The sequence below is a fragment of the Pseudarthrobacter sp. NPDC055928 genome (assembly GCF_042270935.1).
In the GTDB taxonomy this organism is placed as follows: Bacteria; Actinomycetota; Actinomycetes; order Actinomycetales; family Micrococcaceae; genus Arthrobacter.
Map to the genome: position 1 here is coordinate 13,481 of NZ_JBHJZH010000023.1, position 20,225 is coordinate 33,705.

Annotated in this window: 15 protein-coding genes; 10 read left to right on the forward strand and 5 right to left on the reverse strand. The window is 66.5% G+C overall.

The window, feature by feature from the left end; genetic code table 11:
• Nucleotides 1-2: 2 nt before the first annotated feature.
• Nucleotides 3-485: a hypothetical protein gene (locus ACFC25_RS20995; protein WP_376048735.1), complete on the reverse strand. Its 483-nt coding sequence runs from the start codon at nucleotides 483-485 to the stop codon at nucleotides 3-5.
• Between the two features lie 227 nt (nucleotides 486-712).
• Here ACFC25_RS20995 and pheS point away from each other — a divergent pair, with 227 nt between their 5' ends.
• Genes pheS through ACFC25_RS21010 form a run of 3 tightly spaced genes read left to right on the forward strand, consistent with a single transcriptional unit; the run spans nucleotide 713 to nucleotide 4,989 of the window.
• A complete protein-coding gene (pheS, locus tag ACFC25_RS21000; protein WP_337347664.1) occupies nucleotides 713-1,774 on the forward strand; it encodes a phenylalanine--tRNA ligase subunit alpha in 1,062 nt (353 codons plus the stop codon).
• A 2-nt stretch (nucleotides 1,775-1,776) separates the two neighbouring features.
• Nucleotides 1,777-4,320 carry a phenylalanine--tRNA ligase subunit beta gene (pheT, locus tag ACFC25_RS21005; protein WP_376048738.1) on the forward strand — a complete coding sequence of 848 codons (2,544 nt, stop codon included), beginning with the start codon at nucleotides 1,777-1,779 and terminating at the stop codon, nucleotides 4,318-4,320.
• Nucleotides 4,321-4,329: 9 nt separating this feature from the next.
• Nucleotides 4,330-4,989: a 4'-phosphopantetheinyl transferase family protein gene (locus tag ACFC25_RS21010; protein ID WP_376048741.1), complete on the forward strand. Its 660-nt coding sequence runs from the start codon at nucleotides 4,330-4,332 to the stop codon at nucleotides 4,987-4,989.
• A 13-nt stretch (nucleotides 4,990-5,002) separates the two neighbouring features.
• Here the strand turns inward: ACFC25_RS21010 and ACFC25_RS21015 are convergent, their stop codons facing one another.
• From ACFC25_RS21015 to ACFC25_RS21030, 4 genes are all read right to left on the reverse strand, one after another.
• On the reverse strand, nucleotides 5,003-6,388 hold the full coding sequence (locus tag ACFC25_RS21015) for a M1 family metallopeptidase (RefSeq protein WP_376048744.1): 1,386 nt from the start codon (nucleotides 6,386-6,388) through the stop codon (nucleotides 5,003-5,005).
• A 43-nt stretch (nucleotides 6,389-6,431) separates the two neighbouring features.
• On the reverse strand, nucleotides 6,432-10,382 hold the full coding sequence (locus ACFC25_RS21020) for a Pls/PosA family non-ribosomal peptide synthetase (RefSeq protein ID WP_376048747.1): 3,951 nt from the start codon (nucleotides 10,380-10,382) through the stop codon (nucleotides 6,432-6,434).
• Between the two features lie 89 nt (nucleotides 10,383-10,471).
• Nucleotides 10,472-11,437, reverse strand: coding sequence for a quinone oxidoreductase (locus ACFC25_RS21025; RefSeq protein ID WP_376048750.1), 966 nt, complete (start codon nucleotides 11,435-11,437; stop codon nucleotides 10,472-10,474).
• Between the two features lie 144 nt (nucleotides 11,438-11,581).
• Nucleotides 11,582-12,673 (reverse strand): acyl-CoA desaturase, encoded by a 1,092-nt coding sequence (locus ACFC25_RS21030; RefSeq protein ID WP_337347670.1) that lies wholly within the window; start codon nucleotides 12,671-12,673, stop codon nucleotides 11,582-11,584.
• A gap of 174 nt (nucleotides 12,674-12,847) precedes the next feature.
• Here ACFC25_RS21030 and argC point away from each other — a divergent pair, with 174 nt between their 5' ends.
• The 7 genes from argC (at nucleotide 12,848) to ACFC25_RS21065 (ending at nucleotide 20,220) form a co-directional block, all read left to right on the forward strand.
• The gene (gene argC / locus ACFC25_RS21035) at nucleotides 12,848-13,879 is read left to right on the forward strand and encodes an N-acetyl-gamma-glutamyl-phosphate reductase (protein WP_376048753.1); all 1,032 of its coding nucleotides are present in this window, start codon (nucleotides 12,848-12,850) and stop codon (nucleotides 13,877-13,879) included.
• Nucleotides 13,876-15,042 carry a bifunctional glutamate N-acetyltransferase/amino-acid acetyltransferase ArgJ gene (gene argJ, locus ACFC25_RS21040; protein ID WP_376048756.1) on the forward strand — a complete coding sequence of 389 codons (1,167 nt, stop codon included), beginning with the start codon at nucleotides 13,876-13,878 and terminating at the stop codon, nucleotides 15,040-15,042. The genes argC and argJ overlap by 4 nt, the downstream gene beginning before the upstream one ends.
• Nucleotides 15,043-15,084: 42 nt before the next feature.
• The gene (argB, locus tag ACFC25_RS21045) at nucleotides 15,085-16,050 is read left to right on the forward strand and encodes an acetylglutamate kinase (RefSeq protein WP_337347673.1); all 966 of its coding nucleotides are present in this window, start codon (nucleotides 15,085-15,087) and stop codon (nucleotides 16,048-16,050) included.
• Between the two features lie 107 nt (nucleotides 16,051-16,157).
• Nucleotides 16,158-17,375: an acetylornithine transaminase gene (locus tag ACFC25_RS21050; protein WP_376048777.1), complete on the forward strand. Its 1,218-nt coding sequence runs from the start codon at nucleotides 16,158-16,160 to the stop codon at nucleotides 17,373-17,375.
• The gene (argF, locus tag ACFC25_RS21055; RefSeq protein WP_376048758.1) at nucleotides 17,372-18,400 is read left to right on the forward strand and encodes an ornithine carbamoyltransferase; all 1,029 of its coding nucleotides are present in this window, start codon (nucleotides 17,372-17,374) and stop codon (nucleotides 18,398-18,400) included. The genes ACFC25_RS21050 and argF overlap by 4 nt, the downstream gene beginning before the upstream one ends.
• Nucleotides 18,400-18,936 carry an arginine repressor gene (locus ACFC25_RS21060; RefSeq protein WP_337347675.1) on the forward strand — a complete coding sequence of 179 codons (537 nt, stop codon included), beginning with the start codon at nucleotides 18,400-18,402 and terminating at the stop codon, nucleotides 18,934-18,936. Before argF ends, ACFC25_RS21060 begins: the two co-directional genes overlap by 1 nt.
• A gap of 78 nt (nucleotides 18,937-19,014) precedes the next feature.
• Entirely contained in the window at nucleotides 19,015-20,220 is a 1,206-nt protein-coding gene (locus ACFC25_RS21065; protein ID WP_337347676.1) for an argininosuccinate synthase, read from the forward strand.
• The last annotated feature ends 5 nt before the right edge of the window (nucleotides 20,221-20,225 follow it).

The window sequence follows — 20,225 nt, forward strand, 5'->3', positions numbered from 1 at the left end:
GGTCAAACCTCGATTCCACCGGCACTGTGCGGAGCCGGCCTAGGTGTCCTGATGTCAACGTAGCCGCCGGCCTCCAGACCGGCCAGCTTTTCGAAGAAGTTCGCCGACCCCGGATTTCCAGTCCGGAACTGCGACCAGCCGGCGGCCAGGAAATACAGCGGAAGGAAGGGAAATCCCAGGCAGCAGGCGTACTGGCTGCAATGCTTTTCCTCATGGCCCAGAAGTGCCGCGTTGGAGGCCAGCCGTTCAGCGGAGGTGCGGCAGATGACCACATTCCCCACGGCGAAAGCCCCTGCGTGCGGCAGCCTCCACCGATAACCGGCAGCTATGACCAGTCCCCGTGGGCCTTTGGTGATGGCGGTTCCCGCAACCCGGGCAATACCGAGCCCCAGCAGCGTGGTGCCGTTGGCCAGGTTGGCGATTTGCCGCGCCCGCTGGCCTGCCGTCAATGGCCGTGCTCCTGCCAGGCGCCGCCGCAGTGTCATGAGGCCATGGTAGCCGGAGCCTTCAATTAGACTGGAGGATAGTGGCCGCCGGCAGAACTCCCACGGGTAATGTTCTGGCGGTCCTGACCTGGCCATTGAGTGCATTCATGCCGCATGGATTCACTTTGGTGGCCTGCCAGTGACGGACGCGCTGCCGGGAAACCGTGTGGGGCTGCCCTGGTCATTGAGGAAATACGTCAGCCCCGACTCGTAGCTAAGAACAGTAGATGACTGAAACTTTGCCGGGCGCCGCCATCCCGAACCCTACGGATGAAGCCGCCATCACTGCCGCTGTAGACCAGGCTATCGCCGCCATTGCCGGCGCCGGCTCCCTCGACGAACTCAAGGCGGTGAGGCTTGCCCACACTGGTGAGAAGTCACCGCTCAGCCTGGCCAACCGGGAAATCGGTGCTCTGCCGAAGGATCAGAAAGCCGTGGCCGGCAAACTGATGGGTTCTTCCCGGGGCCGGGTGAACAAAGCGCTCGCGGACCGCACGGCCGAGCTGGAAGCCGAAAACGACGCGCGGATACTGCTGGAAGAAACAGTTGACGTCACGGCCGCGCCGCGCCGTCGTCGGGCCGGAGCCCGGCACCCGCTGTCCACGCTGCAGGACCGCGTGGCGGACATCTTCGTGGGCATGGGTTGGGAAATTGCCGAAGGCCCCGAGGTGGAATCCGAGTGGTTCAACTTCGACGCGTTGAACTTCAAGCCGGACCACCCGGCGCGTGAAATGCAGGACACGTTCTTTGTGGAGCCTCCCGAGGCCCACCTGCTGATGCGCACCCACACCTCCCCGGTGCAGGTCCGCTCCATGCTGGAGCGCGACGTACCCATCTACGTGCTGTGTCCGGGCAAGGTGTTCCGGACCGATGAACTCGATGCCACCCACACCCCGGTGTTCCATCAGTTCGAGGGCCTGGCCATCGATAAGAACCTCAGCATGGCTGACCTCCGCGGAACGTTGGAGCACTTCGCCCGGCAAATGTTTGGCGACGAAGCCCAGATCCGGCTGCGCCCCAACTACTTCCCCTTTACCGAGCCCTCAGCCGAACTGGACATCTGGCACCCTGGCGCCAAGGGTGGCCCACGGTGGATCGAATGGGGCGGCTGCGGCATGGTCAACCCGAACGTCCTCCGGGCCGCCGGCATCGACCCGGACGCCTATTCAGGTTTTGCCTTTGGCATGGGCATCGAGCGCACACTGATGTTCCGCAACGAAGTGGGCGACATGCGCGACATGATCGAAGGCGATGTACGTTTCAGCGAGCACTTCGGGATGGAGATCTAACAGTGCGTATCCCCCTTTCCTGGCTGCGGGAATTCGCAGCGGTACCGGCCGGAGCAACGGCCGAAGACGTCATGGCCGAACTGGTCAAGGTCGGCTTTGAAGAAGAAGAAGTCCACCGGCCCACGGACACCCTGCAGGGCCCCATTGTGGTGGGCCAGGTCCTGAGCATCGTCAAGGAACCCCAGACCAACGGCAAGACCATCAACTGGTGCCAGGTCCGCGTGGTCCCCGAAGGGCAGGAACAATCCCTGTCCGGCGAGGGCATCGATCCGTCCGGCGTGCAGGGGATCATCTGCGGCGCCCACAACTTCGTGGAGGGCGACAAAGTGGTGGTCACGCTCCCCGGCGCCGTCCTGCCGGGAGACTTCCGCATTTCTGCCCGGAAGACGTACGGCCACCTGTCCGCCGGAATGATCGCCTCTGTCCGGGAGCTGGGCATCGGCGAGGATCACGACGGCATCCTGGTGCTGTCCCGGATCGGACTGGATCCCGAAATCGGCACCGACGCGATGGACCTGCTGGGCCTCTACGACGAGGCGGCCGAGATCAACGTGACCCCGGACCGTGGTTACGCGTTCTCCATCCGCGGTGTAGCCCGTGAATACGCGCACGCCACCGGAACCTCCTTCACGGACCCGGCCTCCAAGGTCCAGGCACCGGCCGAGCTCTCCGGCGGCTACGGCGTTAAACTCAACGACGACGCTCCCATCTACGGCAAGCCCGGCTGTGACCGCTTCGTGGCCCGCACTGTCCGCGGCGTCGACGCCACCAGGCCCACGCCCCCATGGATGACCTCCCGGCTGCGGCTGGCTGGCATCCGGTCCATCTCGCTGCCTGTGGACATCTCCAATTACGTCATGCTGGAGCTCGGCCAGCCCACGCACTGCTACGACCTGGACAAGCTTTCCGGCGACATCGTGGTGCGCCGTGCGGTGGCGGGGGAGAAGATCACCACCCTGGACGATAAAGAGCGCACGCTCGACGTCGAGGACCTCCTCATCACCGACGGTTCCGGCGCGATCGGCATCGCCGGCGTGATGGGCGGCGCCGCCACCGAGGTGAGCGATTCGACGTCGAACGTCCTGGTTGAAGCGGCACACTTCGACGAGGTGTCCATTGGACGCTCGCGCCGCCGCCACAAGCTGCCGTCCGAAGCGTCCAAGCGCTTCGAACGCGGCGTGGACTGGCAGGTTGCCGGCATTGCCGCCCAGCGTGTTGTTGACCTGCTCGTGGAACTTGCCGGCGGCGTCGCCGACGAGGCCGGGACCGACGTCGGGACCGCGCCGGACGCGGTGACCATCGCCTTGCCTGCGGCGTTTCCCGCCCAGCGGATCGGCATCGACTTCACCGAAGAGCAGATCACCACCTCGCTGGTGGATCTTGGTGCAGTAGTCGAAAAGGCCGACGACGGATGGACCGTTACCGCCCCCAGTTGGCGCAACGACCTGGAAACCAAAGAGGACCTCTCCGAGGAAATCGCCCGGCTGGTGGGGTACGACAACATCCCCGCCACCCTTCCGGTGGCACCTCCGGGACGAGGGCTGACCCGTGTGCAGCAGCAGCGCCGTCGCCTCATCCAGGCATTGGCCGATGCCGGTCTGACCGAAGTGCTGGCCTACCCGTTTGTCTCCAAGGCCGCCAACGACACATTCGGCGTCGCGGAACAGGGGGCCGACCGCAGCGCGGTTAAGCTGGCCAACCCGATCAGCGAGGAACACGGCTACCTGCGGACCTCCATCCTTCCCGGGCTCATTGAGGTTGCAAAGCGGAACCACTCCCGCGGCTTCCGGGACCTGGCGCTCTTTGAGTCGGGCCTCGTTTTCCTGCCCGGCGGCACCGTGGGTACTGCCTCCATCCCGCCGCTGGGCGTCAAGCCTGCCGACGAGGTGCTGGATGCACTGTACGACGGCGTGCCGGACCAGCCGCTGTACGTCGCCGCGGTCCTGACGGGCCACGATTCACCGGCGGCTGCGGGCCACACCCCCCGCATGTGGGACTGGTCGGACGCGCTGGACATCGCCCGGCTTGCCGGGGACGTCCTGGGCGTCGAAATCGTGGTCAGCCAGGGTGCGCACCAGGCGTTCCACCCCGGCCGTGCCGCGCAGCTTTCGTTGCGGACCGGCGAAGTGGTGGGTTACGCCGGCGAGCTGCACCCGAAGCTTCTTGCCGCGCATGACATGCCGGCCCGCTCGGTGGCGCTGGAATTCAACGCCGACGCCCTCTTCGAAGCCGCAGCCGACGTCATTGTGGCCCGCCATATCTCCACGTTCCCCGTGGCTACCCAGGATGTGGCGCTGGTAGTGCCGAAGGACATTCCGGCGGACCACGTCCTTGAGGCGCTCCGGGAGGGAGCCGGGGAGTTGCTGGAGGATGTCGCGCTGTTCGACGTCTACGTCGGGAAGGGCATTGAGGAAGGCAAGAAGTCGCTGGCCTTCGGCCTGCGTTTCCGTGCGACGGACCGCACGCTGACGGCCGACGAGGCGTCGGCCGCACGCGAAAGCGCGGTGGCCCTGGCCGCCGAGCGCTTCGGTGCCGTCCAGCGCTAGCTGACTGACGTGGAGTCCGGGCTCGTCCTGCAGGCCGTGGATCTCCGCGGCCCCCACGCGGACGGTCCGGACTCAGACGCGCAGCTGCTCGAACCCGTGGAGGCCGCCCGGGCGGCGTCCCTGGAGCCCCGTGCACGGACACGCTTTGTCGCGGGCCGGGTGGCCCTGCGCCGTTTCGCCGCGGACCTGCTGGAACTGCAGGCGGGTGATCTTGAGGTGCGATATTCCTGTCTTCGCTGCGGCTCCGGACCCGACCTAGCCCACGGCAGGCCTGGCTACACCTACAGGGGAGAGCCGTTGCCGCTGCTGCTGAGCATGGCGCGGACGCAACAGTGGATCCTCCTGGCAGGGCTGCCGGCACGAGTTGCCGGTATGCGGCTGGGTGTGGATGCCGAAGATCCCTCGCGGCTGGACTTTGACGGTTTCGACGCCGTGGCGCTCAGCGCCGCTGAACGGCGCGCCGTCGGAAATCTGTCCGGGCCGGGACTGCTGCGTGAACGTGCCCGGCTCTGGGCCCGGAAAGAGGCCTGGCTCAAAATGACCGGCGAAGGACTCCGGGCGGACCCGGGCGCCGTCGACGTTCTCGACAAACCCGGGATCACAGACCTCGACCCGGCGGACAGAGGCTTGCCCGGGGCATTTGTTGCCGCTGTTGCCCTCGACGGGTAGTCGGGCCGTTCCGCTAGCAGGAGGCGTGCCGCCCGCGCATGGGCAGCGGCGGCAGGGCCTCCTCAAACAGCCAAGGGTGCAGCAGCGTCTCGGAGTCGAGGCCCGCTACCCGGTCCGCCATCAGGATGAACTCCGCGGTGGACACCGAACCGTGCTGGTGGGTCCGGGTCCATTCCTGCAGCAGCGCAAAGAAAGCCAGGTCACCGCACCGCAGCCGCAGTGCGTGCAATGCCAGGGCCCCCCGCTTGTAGACGCGGTCATCGAACATCAGCTCCGGACCGGGATCCCCGATCACCAGGTCCTGGCCCGCGGAGGAGAGCCTGCGCCAGGCGGCTGCCGCCCGGTCGCCTGCGGTCATCAGGCCGGCGGCTTCTGACCAGATCCACTCCGCGTAGCAGGCAAAACCCTCATGCAGCCAGATGTCGCTCCACCCGCTGGCGGTCAGCGAATTCCCGAACCACTGATGTGAGAGCTCATGGGCGATCAGGCGCTGGGAATCCCAGTCCGGGCTGAGGTGGTTCCGCCCCAGGATGGACAGGGTCTGGGCCTCCAGCGGGATCTCCAGGACATCGTCGGCAACCACAACTGTGTACTCGGCGAACGGGTAGGGCCCAAAGCAATTGACAAACGTGCGCATCATCTCCGGCTGCAGGCGCAGCCCCTGCAGGGCCGTGCTGGCCAGGCCTGCCGGAACAGCCGCCGACTGCAGCACACCGCCGGGCGTGTCCCCGGGGTCCAGGATCAGGGACCCGTACCGGCCGATCTGCACTGTGGCCAGGTACGTGGCCATCGGCTCTTCCTGCTCATAGGTCCACGTTTCGCGGCTGGCCCTGATGCTGTGCCCCACCAGCCGGCCGTTGCAGACGGCACGGTAATTGGCATCGGTGGTTACGGTAATCCGGTAGCTTGCCTTGTTCCGCGGGTGGTCATTGCACGGAAACCAGGAGGGGGCGCCGTTGGGCTGACCGGCCACCAGCACGCCGTCGGTAAGCTCTTCCCAGCCCACTTCACCCCACAGCCCGCGGCGGGGCGAGGGGTTGCCTTCGTAGCGTATGTCCAGCAGGAAGGTGTCTCCCGGGGCGAGATCGGCCTCGAGATGCACCACCAGTTGTTCGGCGCGCTGGACAAAACGCCGGACCCGGCGCCCGTTGAACTGCACCTTGGTGGCCCGGAGGCCCACAAAGTCCAGGACGACGGCGGACGCCTGGCGTGCGGCTGTGGCGTGGAGGACGGCCCGGCCGTTGAGCCGGTTGGCAGACAGCCGGTAATCCAGGTCCAGTTCATACCGCGAAACGCTGTAGGCATTGGTGCCATGGCCCGGCATATAGCGGTCGGACCGCAAGCCGGCCTCGGCCGTTCCCACGGCGGCTTCGGAGCTTGCTGGTTCTGTGAAACTCATGGGGACGGGCCTCAATTTGCAACGGTGGCGGACTAGCGGGTACTTACTTCAGGCGGGGTACGGGAACATCGGGACCCTGCCAGGGACTGACAGGATTGCCCATCCAGTACGTCCCGGCGGGAACGGTCTCCCCGCGCATCACCAGCGATGCCGGACCCACGGTTCCGCCTTTGCCGATCCGTGCCTGTGGGAGGATGACGCCGTGCGGGCCCATGGTGGCTCCCTCCTCGAGCGTAACAGTGTCGATGCTCATGATCCGGTCATGGAACAGGTGGGTTTGGACCACGCAGCCGCGGTTGACCGTGGAGTTGGCGCCCAGGGTTACGAGGTCCGCTTCCGGCAGCCAATAGCTCTCACACCAGGTCCCGGAACCTATCCTGGCCCCCAGTCCGCGGAGCCACCACACCAGCGCCGGCGTTCCGCTCGCCGCCCGGGCAAACCATGGGGCGCTGACCATTTCGATAAAGGTATCCACCACTTCATTGCGCCAGATAAAGGAACTCCAGAGGGGATGTTCTCCGGCCTGGATCCGGCCCACCAGCAGCCACTTGGCCACTACGGCGCTGCCAGCCGCCAGGGCGCCCGCCAGCAGCATGACGAACCCGCCCAGTGCCGCCGCAACGCCGTAGCCAAGGTTGGTGGCCAGCCAATCGAAAGCCAACAGCACGCCCGCGGCGAGTCCCACCGTCAGGACCACTGGAACAAAGCGGCACAGCTCCCAGAGGGCCCGGGCCACTTTCAGCCGAATCGGCGGCTGGAACGTCAACGTACTGTCTGAGGCGATGGCCGTGCGGCGCAGCCTCACAGGAGGGCTGCCCAGCCACGAGGTCCCGGATTTTGCCTTGGAGGGCGTGGCGGACAGCACGGCTACAAGGGAGTTCTTCGGGACATTCCGGCCGGCTGCCGTCATGCCGGAGTTCCCCAGGAAGGAACGCTTGCCGATTTTCGCGGGTGCGATCTTAAGCCAGCCGCCGCCAAGTTCGTACGACGCCACCATGGTGTCGTCGGCCAGGAATGCTCCTTCACCAACGGTGGTCATCTTGGGCAGGAGCAGTACGGTGGACGCCTCCACGTTCTTGCCGATGCGGGCACCGAGCAGCCGCAGCCAGACAGGTGTGAAAAGGCTGGCGTAAATGGGGAAGAGGAGGTCCCGGGCCAGGTCCAGGACCCGTTCGGTGGCCCAGACCTGCCAACCGATCCGGCTCCGCACCCGGTAATAGCCTTCCTTCAGTCCGGTTCCCAGCAGCCGGGTAGTGCCCAGGATCAGCAGGAGATTGGCGCTGAACCAGGCCAGTGCGGCCAGCGGCAGGGATGCGAGGAGCTGCGGCCACGCTGCGGACAGGGAACTGCTGCCCTGGACAAAAAGGAAGATGACCGCGGCAGCTGCAGCCGCGGACACGTAGGGGATCATGGCGAGGACGGCGGATGCGGAGGCGAAGGCGGCGAACCACAGACGGCCCATCAGCCGGCTGCTGGCTGGCATTTCGGGCCAGTCGTTTTTGGCCTTGCCGCGGCGGCGGGCCGGTGAACCTGCCACCACCTGTCCGGCCTTCACTTTGCCGAGCACTGCCGAACCTGCTTCGACCTGGCCGCCGGCACCGATGCTGGCACCGGGCATCAGCGTGCTGCGCGCGCCCACCGTTGCCCCGGCGCCCACGTGGACCGCTCCGATCCGGACGTGGTCGCCGTCAATCCACCACCCGGAAAGGTCAACCTCGGGCTCGATGTTCGCTCCGCTGCCCAAGGACAGCAGGCCGGTCACCGGCGGCAGCGAATGCAGGTGCACATTGCTGCCGATTTTCGCTCCGAGGGCCCTGGCGTAGTAGGGCACCCACGGCGCGCTGGCAAGGCTGACGGCGCCAGCCAAGTCCTGGATCTGTTCGGCCAGCCAGAGCCTCAGGTGCACCTTCCCGGAGCGGGGGTAAGTTCCCGGGCCTACGTTGCGGAGCAGCAATCGGGCCGCGGCGATGGAGAGGCCCATTCGGCCAAGGGGACTCACGAAGACCAGCCACGATGCCCCGACCCACCACCATGACACCGTGGGTGCGGCGGCGAAACCGGCCAGGCCGGCGAGGACGTTGTTTCCAGCCATGAGGTAAGTCAGCCAGCGCATGCCCACCAAAATGTGCAAGGGGACACCCATCAGCGTTTGGAAGATCTGGGACTTGCGGGCCGTCGGGCGGACAGTGCGTTCCTTGGCAGGTCCTGCGTTGACACCGTCCGGCAGGGATTGCCGGGCAGTGTCGATCAACGCGCCGACCCGAGGGGTGGCGTAGATGTCGGCGACCGTGACAGTGGGATAGCGGAGCCGAAGGGCGGAGACCAGTTGGGCGGCGGCCAGGGAGCCTCCGCCGTGTGCGAAGAAGTCGGCGTCCAGGCTTGCCGCCGGGCTGCCGAGCACGTTGGTCCACTGTTCGACGATCCAGGCGGCGTCATCCGGCAGGTTCAGTGGGGCGCTGTCACTTTCCGCAGCGCCGGATCCGGCGAGGGGCCACGGGAGTGAGTGCCGGTCCACCTTTCCGCTGGTTTTAGTGGGCAGCGATGTCACGACGGTCAACAGGGGGATCAGTGCAGCGGGGAGGCTGGCTGCCAGCAGTCTGCGTGCGGCGGCGAGGTCGGGCTCATCTTCTCCTGCGGGCGCGAGGTACCCCACCAGGACCTGGTTCCCAGCCGCCGTCGTTTGCACGGCGGCTGCTGCGCCTGCGACGCCCGGCAGAGCCTGCAGCGCGGCATCGATTTCTCCGAGTTCGATCCGGCGGCCGCCCAGTTTTACCTGTTCGTCGGCCCGGCCCATGAAGACAAGCCCGGCTGCTTCGTAGCGGACGAGGTCACCGGAGCGGTAAGCGCGTTGCCAGCCCAGGGTGGGCATCGGAGCGTACTTTTCCGCGTCCTTGGCTGGATCCAGGTAGCGGGCCAGTCCCACCCCTCCGATGATGAGCTCACCGACGGCGCCCTCGGCCACCGGCACACCGTCGCCGTCCACCACGGCTAGGTCCCAGCCGTCCAGCGGCAAGCCGATCCGTACCGGCCCGGGCCCACCCAATTCGGCCGCACAGGCCACCACCGTGGCCTCTGTGGGTCCATAGGTGTTCCAGACCTCGCGGCCTTCCACTGCGAGCCGCTCTGCAAGTTCCGGCGGGCACGCCTCGCCGCCAAAAATCAGCAGCCGGACATTCTCCAGCGATTCTGCGGGCCAAAGCGCCGCAAGGGTGGGGACGGTGGACACTACCGTGATGCCGTGGCTGATGAGCCAGGGTCCGAGGTCCATGCCAGTGCGGACCAGGGCACGCGGGGCCGGGACCAGGCAGGCCCCGTGCCGCCACGCGAGCCACATCTCCTCGCACGAGGCGTCAAAGGCCACGGACAGCCCTGCCAGCACCCTGTCCTGCGGCCCGATCGGGTCCGCAGGAAGGAAGATCCTTGCCTCGGCATCGACGAAGGCAGCCGCCGACCTGTGCTGCACTGCGACGCCCTTTGGAGTTCCGGTGGAGCCCGACGTGAAGATGACCCAGGCGTCGTCGTCGGGTGTGGCAAGCCGTGCCGCGGGGAACGGTCCTTCCCTGCCATTGGTCACGCTCAGGCCCTCACCGGTGATCATGCCGGCGATTTTGGCTTCGCCGAAGACCAGCCGGGCCCGTTCTTCCGGGTCGTCGGCATCAACGGGAACATAGGCGGCGCCAACGAGCAGGATCGCGAGGATCCAGACGTACAGTCCGTTCGTTCCGGACGGAATCCGGACGCCGATCCTGTCACCGGCACCGAGCCCCGCCAGGTGAAGTTCCCGGCCGGCGGAGCGTACGGCCGCCATCAGCTGCGCATAGCTCAGCGACTGGCGGCCATCATCCAGTGCGGACGCATCCGGATAGCGGTTGGCGGTTTCCTGCAGGATATCCACCAACGTCCGCGCCGGGGGTGATACAGCCGACCCGGGCAGCTGGGGCTGATATTCGGCAAGGCCGTCGGGCGCAGGGCCGCTGGTTTGTAGCTCGGTCACCCCTGCAGTCTCCACTGGCAAGGTGAACGGAAAGTGACGCCGTTCGTCTGGTGTCCACACTCCATTCGCCGGGCGTTTCCTGAACGGGGTCAGGGGACCAGGATGACCTTGCCCGTGGTCCGACGGCCCTCAAGGTCCTCGTGAGCCCTCGCGGCGTCGGCCAGCGGATACGTGGCGCCGATCCGGACCTTTAGGTTCCCGTTTGCCACGGCGGCGAAGATCTCGCCCGACCGCCATCGGCGCTCCTGTTCGTTGAGCAGGAAATGGCCCAGGGTCGGCCGGGTCAGCGTAAGCGACCCACCGGCGTTGAGGCGCTGCGGATCCACCGGGGGAACGGCTCCCGAGGCGGCCCCGAACAGGACGAGCGTGCCCCGTGTGCGCAGGCAGGACAGGGAACCGTCAAAAGTGTTGCGGCCCACGCCGTCGTACACCACGTCCACGCCCTTCCCGCCGGTGAGCTCGCGGACATGGTGGGGAAAGCCCTCGTACCTCAGTACATGGTCTGCCCCGGCCTCCCGGGCTAGTTCTTCCTTGGCGTCCGAGGAGACGGTGGTGATGACGCGGGCGCCCCTTTCCTTCAGCAGTTGGGTCAGCAGCAGGCCTACGCCGCCGGCACCAGCGTGCGTCAGCACGGTGTGGCCCGGTTCCACCCTGAAGGAGGAATTGATCAGGTAGTGGGCAGTCATGCCCTGGAGCGGCAGGGCAGCAGCCGTGAGGTCATCGACGCCATCCGGCACCGGCAGGGCCTTGACAGCATCGAGTACGGCGTAGCCGGCGTAGCATTTGGCGCCTTCGGCCGTAGCCACCCTGCTGCCGACGGTGAAGTTCTCGACGCCGTCGCCCACCTCCTCAACCGTTCCGGCCGCTTCCGAGCCGGGGGTGAAGGGAAAGGGGACCTGGTACATGCCCCCGCGTTGGTAGGTCTCAATGAAGTTGACGCCCGCTGCCGCCACCTTGATGAGCAGTTGGCCGGGCCCGGGGACGGGGCGCTCGACCTCTGCCAGTTCCAGTACTTCGGGCCCTCCGGGCTCGCGGGCAACGATGGCGTGCGTCATGTATCTCCTTCCCCGGGGCTGGGATTTCCTCGCCCCGGATCCTGGAACCATCCTAGGGAAACCTGAGCGAACGACGAAGTGACGGCCGGTCAGGGCCGTCACTTCGGGTCAAGCTGGGGGCCGGCCGAGTTTCGCCGGAGTTGTTCAGTAGCGCCGGGTGACCGTGGCCATGGGGCACTCAAAGTGCCGGCCGGCGGAAAGTCCGACGTCGTTGAGATAGCGGACAATAATGCCGTAGGACTGCAGAAGCGTGGTTTCGGTGTAGGGAACCTGGTGCTTTTGGCAGTACTCCCGGACGATTCTGGCGGCCTTGTCCAGCTGGGGCCGCGCCATGTCGGGGAACAAGTGGTGCTCAGCCTGGCGGTTCAGCCCGCCGAGCAGGATGTCCATGAACCGGCCGCCGGAGATGTTCCGTGACGTCAGGACCTGCCGGCTGAAGAAGTCAACACGGCTGTCCGCCGGAATGACGGGCATGCCTTTGTGGTTGGGCGCAAAGGAGGCGCCCATGTAGAAGCCGAAGACGGCGAGCTGGACGGCGATGAAGGCGAAGGCCATTCCCAGCGGCAAGAAGGTGAAGGCCAGGACGGGCAGGATGCCCAGGCGGACGAGCAGGATAGGCAGCTCCACCCAGCGGTGCGTCACCTTGGCCCGGCGGAAGACGAACCTGACGGAATCGATCTGGAGCCCCAGGCCCACCAGGAACAGAAGCGGGAAAAAGAACCAGCCCTGCTTGCGGGTCAGGAAGGAAAACCGGCCCTGGCGCGTGGCTGCGGCTTCGTGGTGGAAGGCGATCGCGCCGGTGGCAATGTCGGGATCCTTGGAGATCACGTTCGGATGGTTGTGGTGAGCGCCGTGCTTCTGCTCCCACCAGGAATAGCTCATGCCTGCCACCGAGGTGGCCAGGATCCGGGCGGTCCAGTCGTTCGCGCGGCGGGACGCGAAGATTTGGCGGTGGCCGGCCTCGTGGGCCAGGAAGCTCAGCTGGGTGCAGATAATGCCGACTGCGGCCGCGATGAGGAGCTGGAACCAGCTGTCACCTATCAGCGCGAAACCGAACCAGGTGGCGGTCATCAGGAGCACCAGGGTGGAAAAGAGTGTGATGTAGAAACCCACACGGCGTTCCAGCAGGCCTGCGGCCTTGACGCTCTTGAGCAGTTCCGAATAGCTCAGGACAACGGCGTTGGGCTGCCGGACGCGCGATTTGGGGCGCTCCGGCGTTGAGAGGGTGGTGGTCATGGAGCCGGGGCCTCGTAACTGTTATGGGCAACGCTGCAGCAGACGTTCGCAACTGCGCGGTCAAAATCACCCTTCCACCAGCATACGGGAGCCTGTCCAGTCGGCCGGGAAGCGCAGAAAACACAATGTATAAATATCGGGCACACTGAATATTTTTGCTGTAAGATTCACTGCATGACTATTTCAGTTGCCGTCTCCGGAGCCAGTGGCTACGCCGGGGGAGAAGTCCTGCGCATCCTAGCGGGACATCCGGACGTAACCATCGGCGCCATCACAGCGCACAGCAATGCAGGCTCCCGCCTCGGCGAACTGCAGCCGCACCTGCATGGGCTGTCCAGCCGCATCCTGGAAGACACCACGGTGGAAAACCTCTCGGGCCACGACGTGGTGTTCCTGGCCCTTCCGCACGGGGCTTCCGCGGAGATCGCAGCGCAGCTCCCCGAGAGCACTGTGGTGATCGACGCCGGCGCAGACCACCGCCTGGAAGATCCGGCCGCGTGGGAAAAGTTCTACGGCTCGGCCCACGCTGGAACATGGCCGTACGGCCTGCCCGAACTTCCCGGCCAGCGTGAGGTCCTCAAGGGCGCCACCCGGATTGCCGTTCCCGGCTGCTACCCGACGTCGGCCCTCCTGGCGCTGACGCCCGGGTTCGCTGCGAACCTCCTGCAGCCCGACGACGTCGTCATAGTTTCCGCCTCCGGCACCTCGGGTGCGGGCAAGGCCGCCAAAGTAAACCTCATCGGCGCCGAGGTGATGGGCTCCATGAGCCCCTACGGCGTGGGCGGCGGCCACCGCCACACACCGGAGATCGAGCAGGGACTCTCCAACGCTGCCGGGGAAACCGTCACCGTGTCCTTCACCCCCACGCTTGCCCCCATGAGCCGCGGGATCCTCACCACCGCGACGGCGAAGGTCAAGCCGGGCACCTCCGCAGCGGACCTTCGCCAGGCGTGGGCTGAGGCCTACGACGACGAACCGTTTGTCCACCTGTTGCCGGAGGGCCAATGGCCGGCCACCAAGTCGGTCCAGGGCTCCAACCACGCGGCAATGCAGTTGGCTTTTGACCCGCACACCGGCCGCGTGATTGTCACCTGCGCCATTGATAACCTCACCAAGGGAACTGCCGGCGGCGCCGTGCAGTCCATGAACATTGCGCTTGGCCTGGCGGAAACCGCCGGCCTCAACCTGCAGGGAGTTGCACCGTGACCGTTACCGCACCCCAGGGCTTCCGGGCCGCCGGCGTCACCGCCGGCCTCAAGGCGTCCGGCAAGCCGGACCTGGCCCTGGTCGTCAACGATGGCCCCTCCAAGGCGGCGGCCGCCGTCTTCACCAGCAACCGCGTGGCCGCAGCCCCGGTCCACTGGTCCCGCCAGGTAGTCTCGGACGGCCGGGTTGACGCCGTCATCCTTAACTCCGGCGGTGCTAACGCCTGCACGGGTCCGGAAGGATTCCAGAACACGCACAGCACCGCCGAAAAGGTCGCCGAAGTACTGGGCATTTCGGCAACCGACGTCTTTGTGTGCTCCACCGGCCTCATCGGTGAGCAGCTGCCCATGGACAAAATCCTTCCGGGTGTCGAGGCCGCCTCTGCGGCGCTCAGCACGGACGGCGGACCCGAAGCGGCCAATGCCATCATGACAACCGACTCGGTGCCCAAGGCCGCGCTGTTCATCGGCACCGACGCCGACGGCCAGGAGTTCTCCATCGGGGGCATCGCGAAGGGCGCCGGTATGCTGGCCCCCGGCCTCGCCACCATGCTGGTGGTCCTCACTACCGACGCCGACGTGGAAGCAGAAATGCTCGATGTCGTGCTCCGCGACGCCACGCGCGTCACTTTCGACCGCGCTGATTCCGACGGCTGCATGTCCACCAACGACACCGTGGTGCTGTTGGCGTCCGGCGCATCAGGCGCCGTTCCCTCAGCCGAAGCCTTTAGTGCCGGGCTGACCCAGGTGTGTGCGGAACTGGCACGCAAACTGATCGGGGACGCCGAGGGCGCGAGCCACGACATCGCCATCCGCACGTTCAACGCGGCCAGCGAGCGGGACGCCGAAACCGTCAGCCGCTCCGTGGCCCGGTCCAACCTGTTCAAGGCCGCTATCTTCGGCAAGGACCCCAACTGGGGCCGTGTCCTGTCCGCCGTGGGCACCACGGACGCAGTCTTCGAGCCGGACCAGCTCAACGTCGCCATCAACGGTGTCCAGATCTGCCGCAACGGCAGCATCGGCGATGACCGCAGCCTGGTGGACCTGGAACCCCGCGAAGTCCACGTGGAGATTGACCTGAAGTCCGGCTACGCCGAGGCCACGATCTGGACCAACGACCTCACCCACGACTACGTGCACGAGAACAGCGCTTACTCGAGCTAGTCCTCGAGCAAATCCACCAGCCACCTTGGAGTAACGCCAAGCATGAACACCCAGACCCGCGAAACCACGTCCATGAGTGATGCCCAAAGCAAAGCAGGCACCCTGATCGAGGCCCTGCCTTGGATCCAGCGCTTTGCCGGCACCACCATGGTGATCAAGTACGGCGGAAACGCCATGGTCAACGAAGAACTGCGCCGCGCTTTCGCGGAGGACGTCGTGTTCCTGCACCACGTAGGCATCCACCCCGTGGTGGTCCACGGCGGCGGTCCGCAGATCAACTCCATGCTGGCCCGGCTGGGCATTGAGTCCGAGTTCAAGGGTGGCCTGCGCGTCACCACCCCCGAAGCCATGGACGTGGTCCGGATGGTCCTCACCGGCCAGGTGGGCCGCGAACTGGTTGGCCTGATCAACTCCCACGGCCCCTACGCGGTGGGAATGTCCGGTGAGGACGGCGGCCTGCTCCGGGCAGTCCGGACCGGGACCATCATTGACGGCCAGGAAGTGGACCTTGGACTGGTAGGCGAAGTGGTCGGCGTGAACCCGGAGGGCATCCTGGACATCCTGGCTGCCGGGCGCATCCCCGTCATCTCCACCGTGGCGCCCGAAATCGAGGACGACGGCAGCGGCGCAGCGGACCAGCGGGGCGAACGGGCCCAGACCACGGGCCAGGTCCTCAACGTCAACGCGGACACGGCCGCGGCCGCCCTCGCCGAAGCGCTGGGGGCATCAAAACTGGTGATCCTCACCGACGTCGAAGGCCTCTATGCCAACTGGCCGGACAGGTCATCGCTCATCTCTTCCCTCACGGCCTCGGAGCTGCGCGAACTGCTGCCGTCCCTGGAATCGGGCATGATTCCGAAGATGGAGGCCTGCCTTAAAGCCATTGACGGGGGAGTGGAGCGCGCGCACATCGTGGACGGCAGGCTCCCGCACTCCATGCTCCTGGAAACATTTACCACCGCCGGAATCGGCACCCAGGTGGTCCCTGACGAAGAGGTGAACGCATGAACGAAACTCCTGGCGCCGGTCCGACCGTCGATGGGGGCCCCGCCCGCTTCGCGGTGCCCGACCACACCCGGGCCCCCATCGACGGCTCGGCCCCCAAAGCTTCCGTTATGACTGGGACGGGTAGTGGAGCCGAGTGGCTCGCCCGCTACTCGACGTCCCTCATGGGCGTGTTCGGCACGCCGCAGCGTGTGCTGGTGCGCGGTGCCGGCTGCCTGGTCTGGGACGCCGACGGCAAGGAATATCTTGACCTGCTCGGCGGCATCGCCGTCAACGCCCTGGGCCACGCCCACCCGTTTGTCACGTCCGTGATCTCCAGCCAGCTGGCAACCCTGGGGCACGTCTCCAACTTCTTTACCAGCCCCACGCAGATCGCACTGGCCGAAAAGCTGCTCGCCCTGACGCACGCCCCGGCAGGCTCCAAGGTGTTCTTCACCAATTCCGGAACCGAAGCCAACGAGGCTGCCTTCAAGCTCGCGCGACGCAACGGAACCGGTCCGGACGGTTCGCCCAGGACCAAGATCATCGCCTTGGAAGGTGCCTTCCACGGGCGGACCATGGGTGCCCTGGCCCTGACCGCCAAGGAAGCGTACCGTGCCCCGTTCGAGCCGCTGCCCGGCGGTGTGGTCCATATCCCGTTCGGTGACGTAGCAGCCCTTGAAGCTGCCATCGATGAGACCGTGGCCGCCGTTTTCCTGGAACCGATCCAGGGCGAGGCCGGGGTGCGGCCGCTGCCTGCCGGCTACCTGCGGGCCGCCCGCGAGGCGACCACAAAGGCCGGCGCCCTGCTGATCCTGGACGAGGTCCAGACTGGAATCGGGCGTACCGGAAAATGGCTAGCCAGCGAGGACGCCGGGATTGTTCCGGACGCCGTCACCCTGGCCAAGGGCCTCGGCGGCGGATTCCCCATTGGAGCGCTGCTGACGTTCGGCGGGCAGGTGTCCTCGCTCCTGACAGCGGGCCAGCACGGCACCACCTTCGGCGGCAACCCGGTGGCGACGGCGGCCGCCCTCGCCACGCTGCACGCGATCGAAAGCCAGCGGGTGCTGGAAAACGTCATCACTGTGGGGGATTACCTCCGGGCCGGGCTCGCCGCCGTCGACGGTGTGACCGAAGTCCGGGGCGAAGGCCTGTTGATCGGCTTCGACCTTGACGCCGACGTCGCACCTGCCGTTGTAACCGCTGGGCTGGAGGCAGGTTTCATCGTCAACAGCCCCGGGCCGCGCACCATTCGGCTCGCCCCGCCGCTGGTCCTCAGCACCGACCAGGCCGGCGCCTTCCTTGCCGCGCTCCCGGCAATCCTCCAAACAGCTAAGGACGCGCAGTGACCTCTGTAGTTTCTTCCGCCGGCACAGCCAGCGGCACCCGCCACTTCCTGAAGGACACGGACCTCAGCCCCGCTGAGCAGGCTGAGGTCCTGGATCTGGCCGTCCGCATGAAGGCCGCGCCCTACAGCGTGCAGCCCTTCGCCGCGGAGGGCAACGGCCGCAAAACAGTCGCCGTGATCTTCGACAAAACATCAACCCGTACCCGGGTTTCCTTTGCCACCGGCATCGCCGACATGGGCGGCAATGCCCTGATCATCAACCCCGGCGAGGCCCAGATCGGCCATAAGGAATCGGTGGAGGACACCGCCAAGGTCCTGGAGCGCATGGTCTCCACGATCGTGTGGCGTACCGGCGCGCACTCCGGACTGGTGGCCATGGCGAAAAACTCCGCCGTGCCTGTCATCAACGCCCTGTGCGACGACTACCACCCGTGCCAGCTCCTCGCGGACCTGCTGGCGGTCAAGGAACACAAAGGCGAACTGGCCGGCCTCACCATGAGCTACCTGGGCGATGCCGCCAACAACATGGCCAATTCCTACCTGCTCGCTGGCGTCACCGCCGGGATGCACGTCCGCATCGCGGGGCCGGAGGGCTACCTCCCGGCAGCGGAGATCGTCGCCGCGGCCGAGGAACGCGCCGCCCAGACGGGCGGATCGGTGCTGATTACCACCGATGCCGCCGAAGCCCTCAAAGGCGCCGACGTCGTAGCCACGGACACGTGGGTGTCCATGGGCCAGGAAGCCGAAAAGGAAGCCCGGCTGCAGCTGTTCCGGGAGTACTCCGTGGATGAGGCAGCCATGGCACACGCGGCGGACGACGCCGTCGTGCTTCACTGCCTTCCCGCCTATCGCGGCTATGAGATCTCGGCGGGTGTCATCGACGGGCCGCAGTCGATCGTCTGGGACGAAGCCGAAAACCGGCTGCACGCCCAGAAGGCCCTTATGGCCTGGCTGATGCACAAGTCGGGCCTGGCGTTCGTGGACGGTCTTTCTCCCGTTGAAGGCACCGGGGAGAGCACGTTCTAGTGTCCACCAACCCGTCGGTGCCGGGCTCCAGCCCGGCAACCAAGACAGCCCGCCAGGCGCGCATCACCGCGATCCTGACGGGCGAATCGGTGCGCTCCCAGGCGGAGCTGGCCGCGCTGCTGGCGGACGACGGCGTCCAGGTCACCCAAGCCACCCTGTCCCGGGACCTCGTGGAACTCGGCGCGGTCCGGGTGCGTGGCAAGGAGGGCGTCCTGGTCTACGCCGTGCCTGGTGAAGGCGGCGAACGCGCTGCGAAGAGCGGCGTCAGCCAGGAAATCCTGGATGCGCGGCTTGCCAGGCTGTGCAGCGAACTGCTGGTCACTGCGGAGGCCTCGGCCAACATTGCCGTGCTGCGGACCCCACCCGGGGCGGCCAACTTCCTGGCCCTGGCCATCGACCACTCGGTCATGCCATCCATCCTCGGGACCATCGCCGGGGATGACACCGTGCTGCTCGTGTCCCGTGATCCCCAGGGCGGGCAGGACCTCGCCGCGCGTTTCCTGCAACTCGCCGAGGAAGCGGGCGGCAGCCAGTAATACGCCGTCCCAAGGTGTGACAGGCTTTCCGTAATCAATTCTTAAACAACGCAAACCCCAACATAGAGGAGCATTTTCGTGACTGAGCGTATTGTTCTGGCCTACTCCGGTGGCCTGGATACTTCCGTAGCCATCGGCTGGATCGGTGAAGCCACCGGCGCCGAGGTCATCGCCGTGGCAGTCGACGTCGGACAGGGCGGCGAGTCGCTGGAGACCATCCGCCAGCGCGCCCTCGGCTGCGGCGCCGTCGAAGCCTACGTGGCCGACGCGTCCGACGAGTTCGCCAACGAGTACTGCATGCCCACCCTGAAGGCCAACGCCCTCTACCAGGGCCACTACCCGCTGGTCTCCGCCATCTCCCGGCCGGTGATCGTCAAGCACCTGGTCAAGGCCGCCCGCGAATTCGGCGCCACCACCGTTGCGCACGGCTGCACTGGCAAGGGCAACGACCAGGTCCGCTTCGAAGTGGGCATCCAGACCCTCGGACCGGACCTGAAGTGCATCGCCCCGGTCCGCGACCTCGCCCTGACCCGCGACAAGGCCATTGCCTTCGCCGAGGAAAAGGGACTGCCGATCGAGACCACCAAGAAGAACCCGTACTCGATCGACCAGAACGTCTGGGGCCGCGCCGTCGAGACCGGCTACCTCGAAGACATCTGGAACGCACCCACCAAGGACATCTACGACTACACCGCCACCCCGGAATTCCCACCGGCCCCGGATGAAGTCACCATCTCGTTCGAAGCCGGCGTGCCGGTAGCGATCGACGGCGTCCGCGTTACCCCGCTGCAGGCCATCAAGGAACTCAACCGCCGCGCAGGCGCCCAGGGCGTGGGCCGGATCGACGTCGTCGAGGACCGCCTGGTGGGCATCAAGTCCCGCGAAATCTACGAGGCACCGGGCGCAATGGCACTGATCACCGCGCACAAGCACCTCGAGGACATCACCGTCGAGCGTGAGCAGGCCCGCTTCAAGGCTACTGTCGGCCAGCGCTGGGCCGAACTGGTCTATGACGGCCAGTGGTTCTCCCCGCTCAAGCGCTCCCTGGACGCCTTCATCGAGGACACCCAGAAGTACGTCTCAGGCGACATCCGCATGGTCCTGCACGGCGGCCAGGCGATCGTCAACGGACGCCGCTCCGAGACTTCGCTCTACGACTTCGACCTCGCCACCTACGACACCGGCGACACGTTCGACCAGTCGATGGCGCGCGGCTTCATCGAGCTGTGGGGCATGTCCGCCAAGGTTGCCTCCGGCCGCGATATCCGCGTCGCAGGCCAGTGACGGAG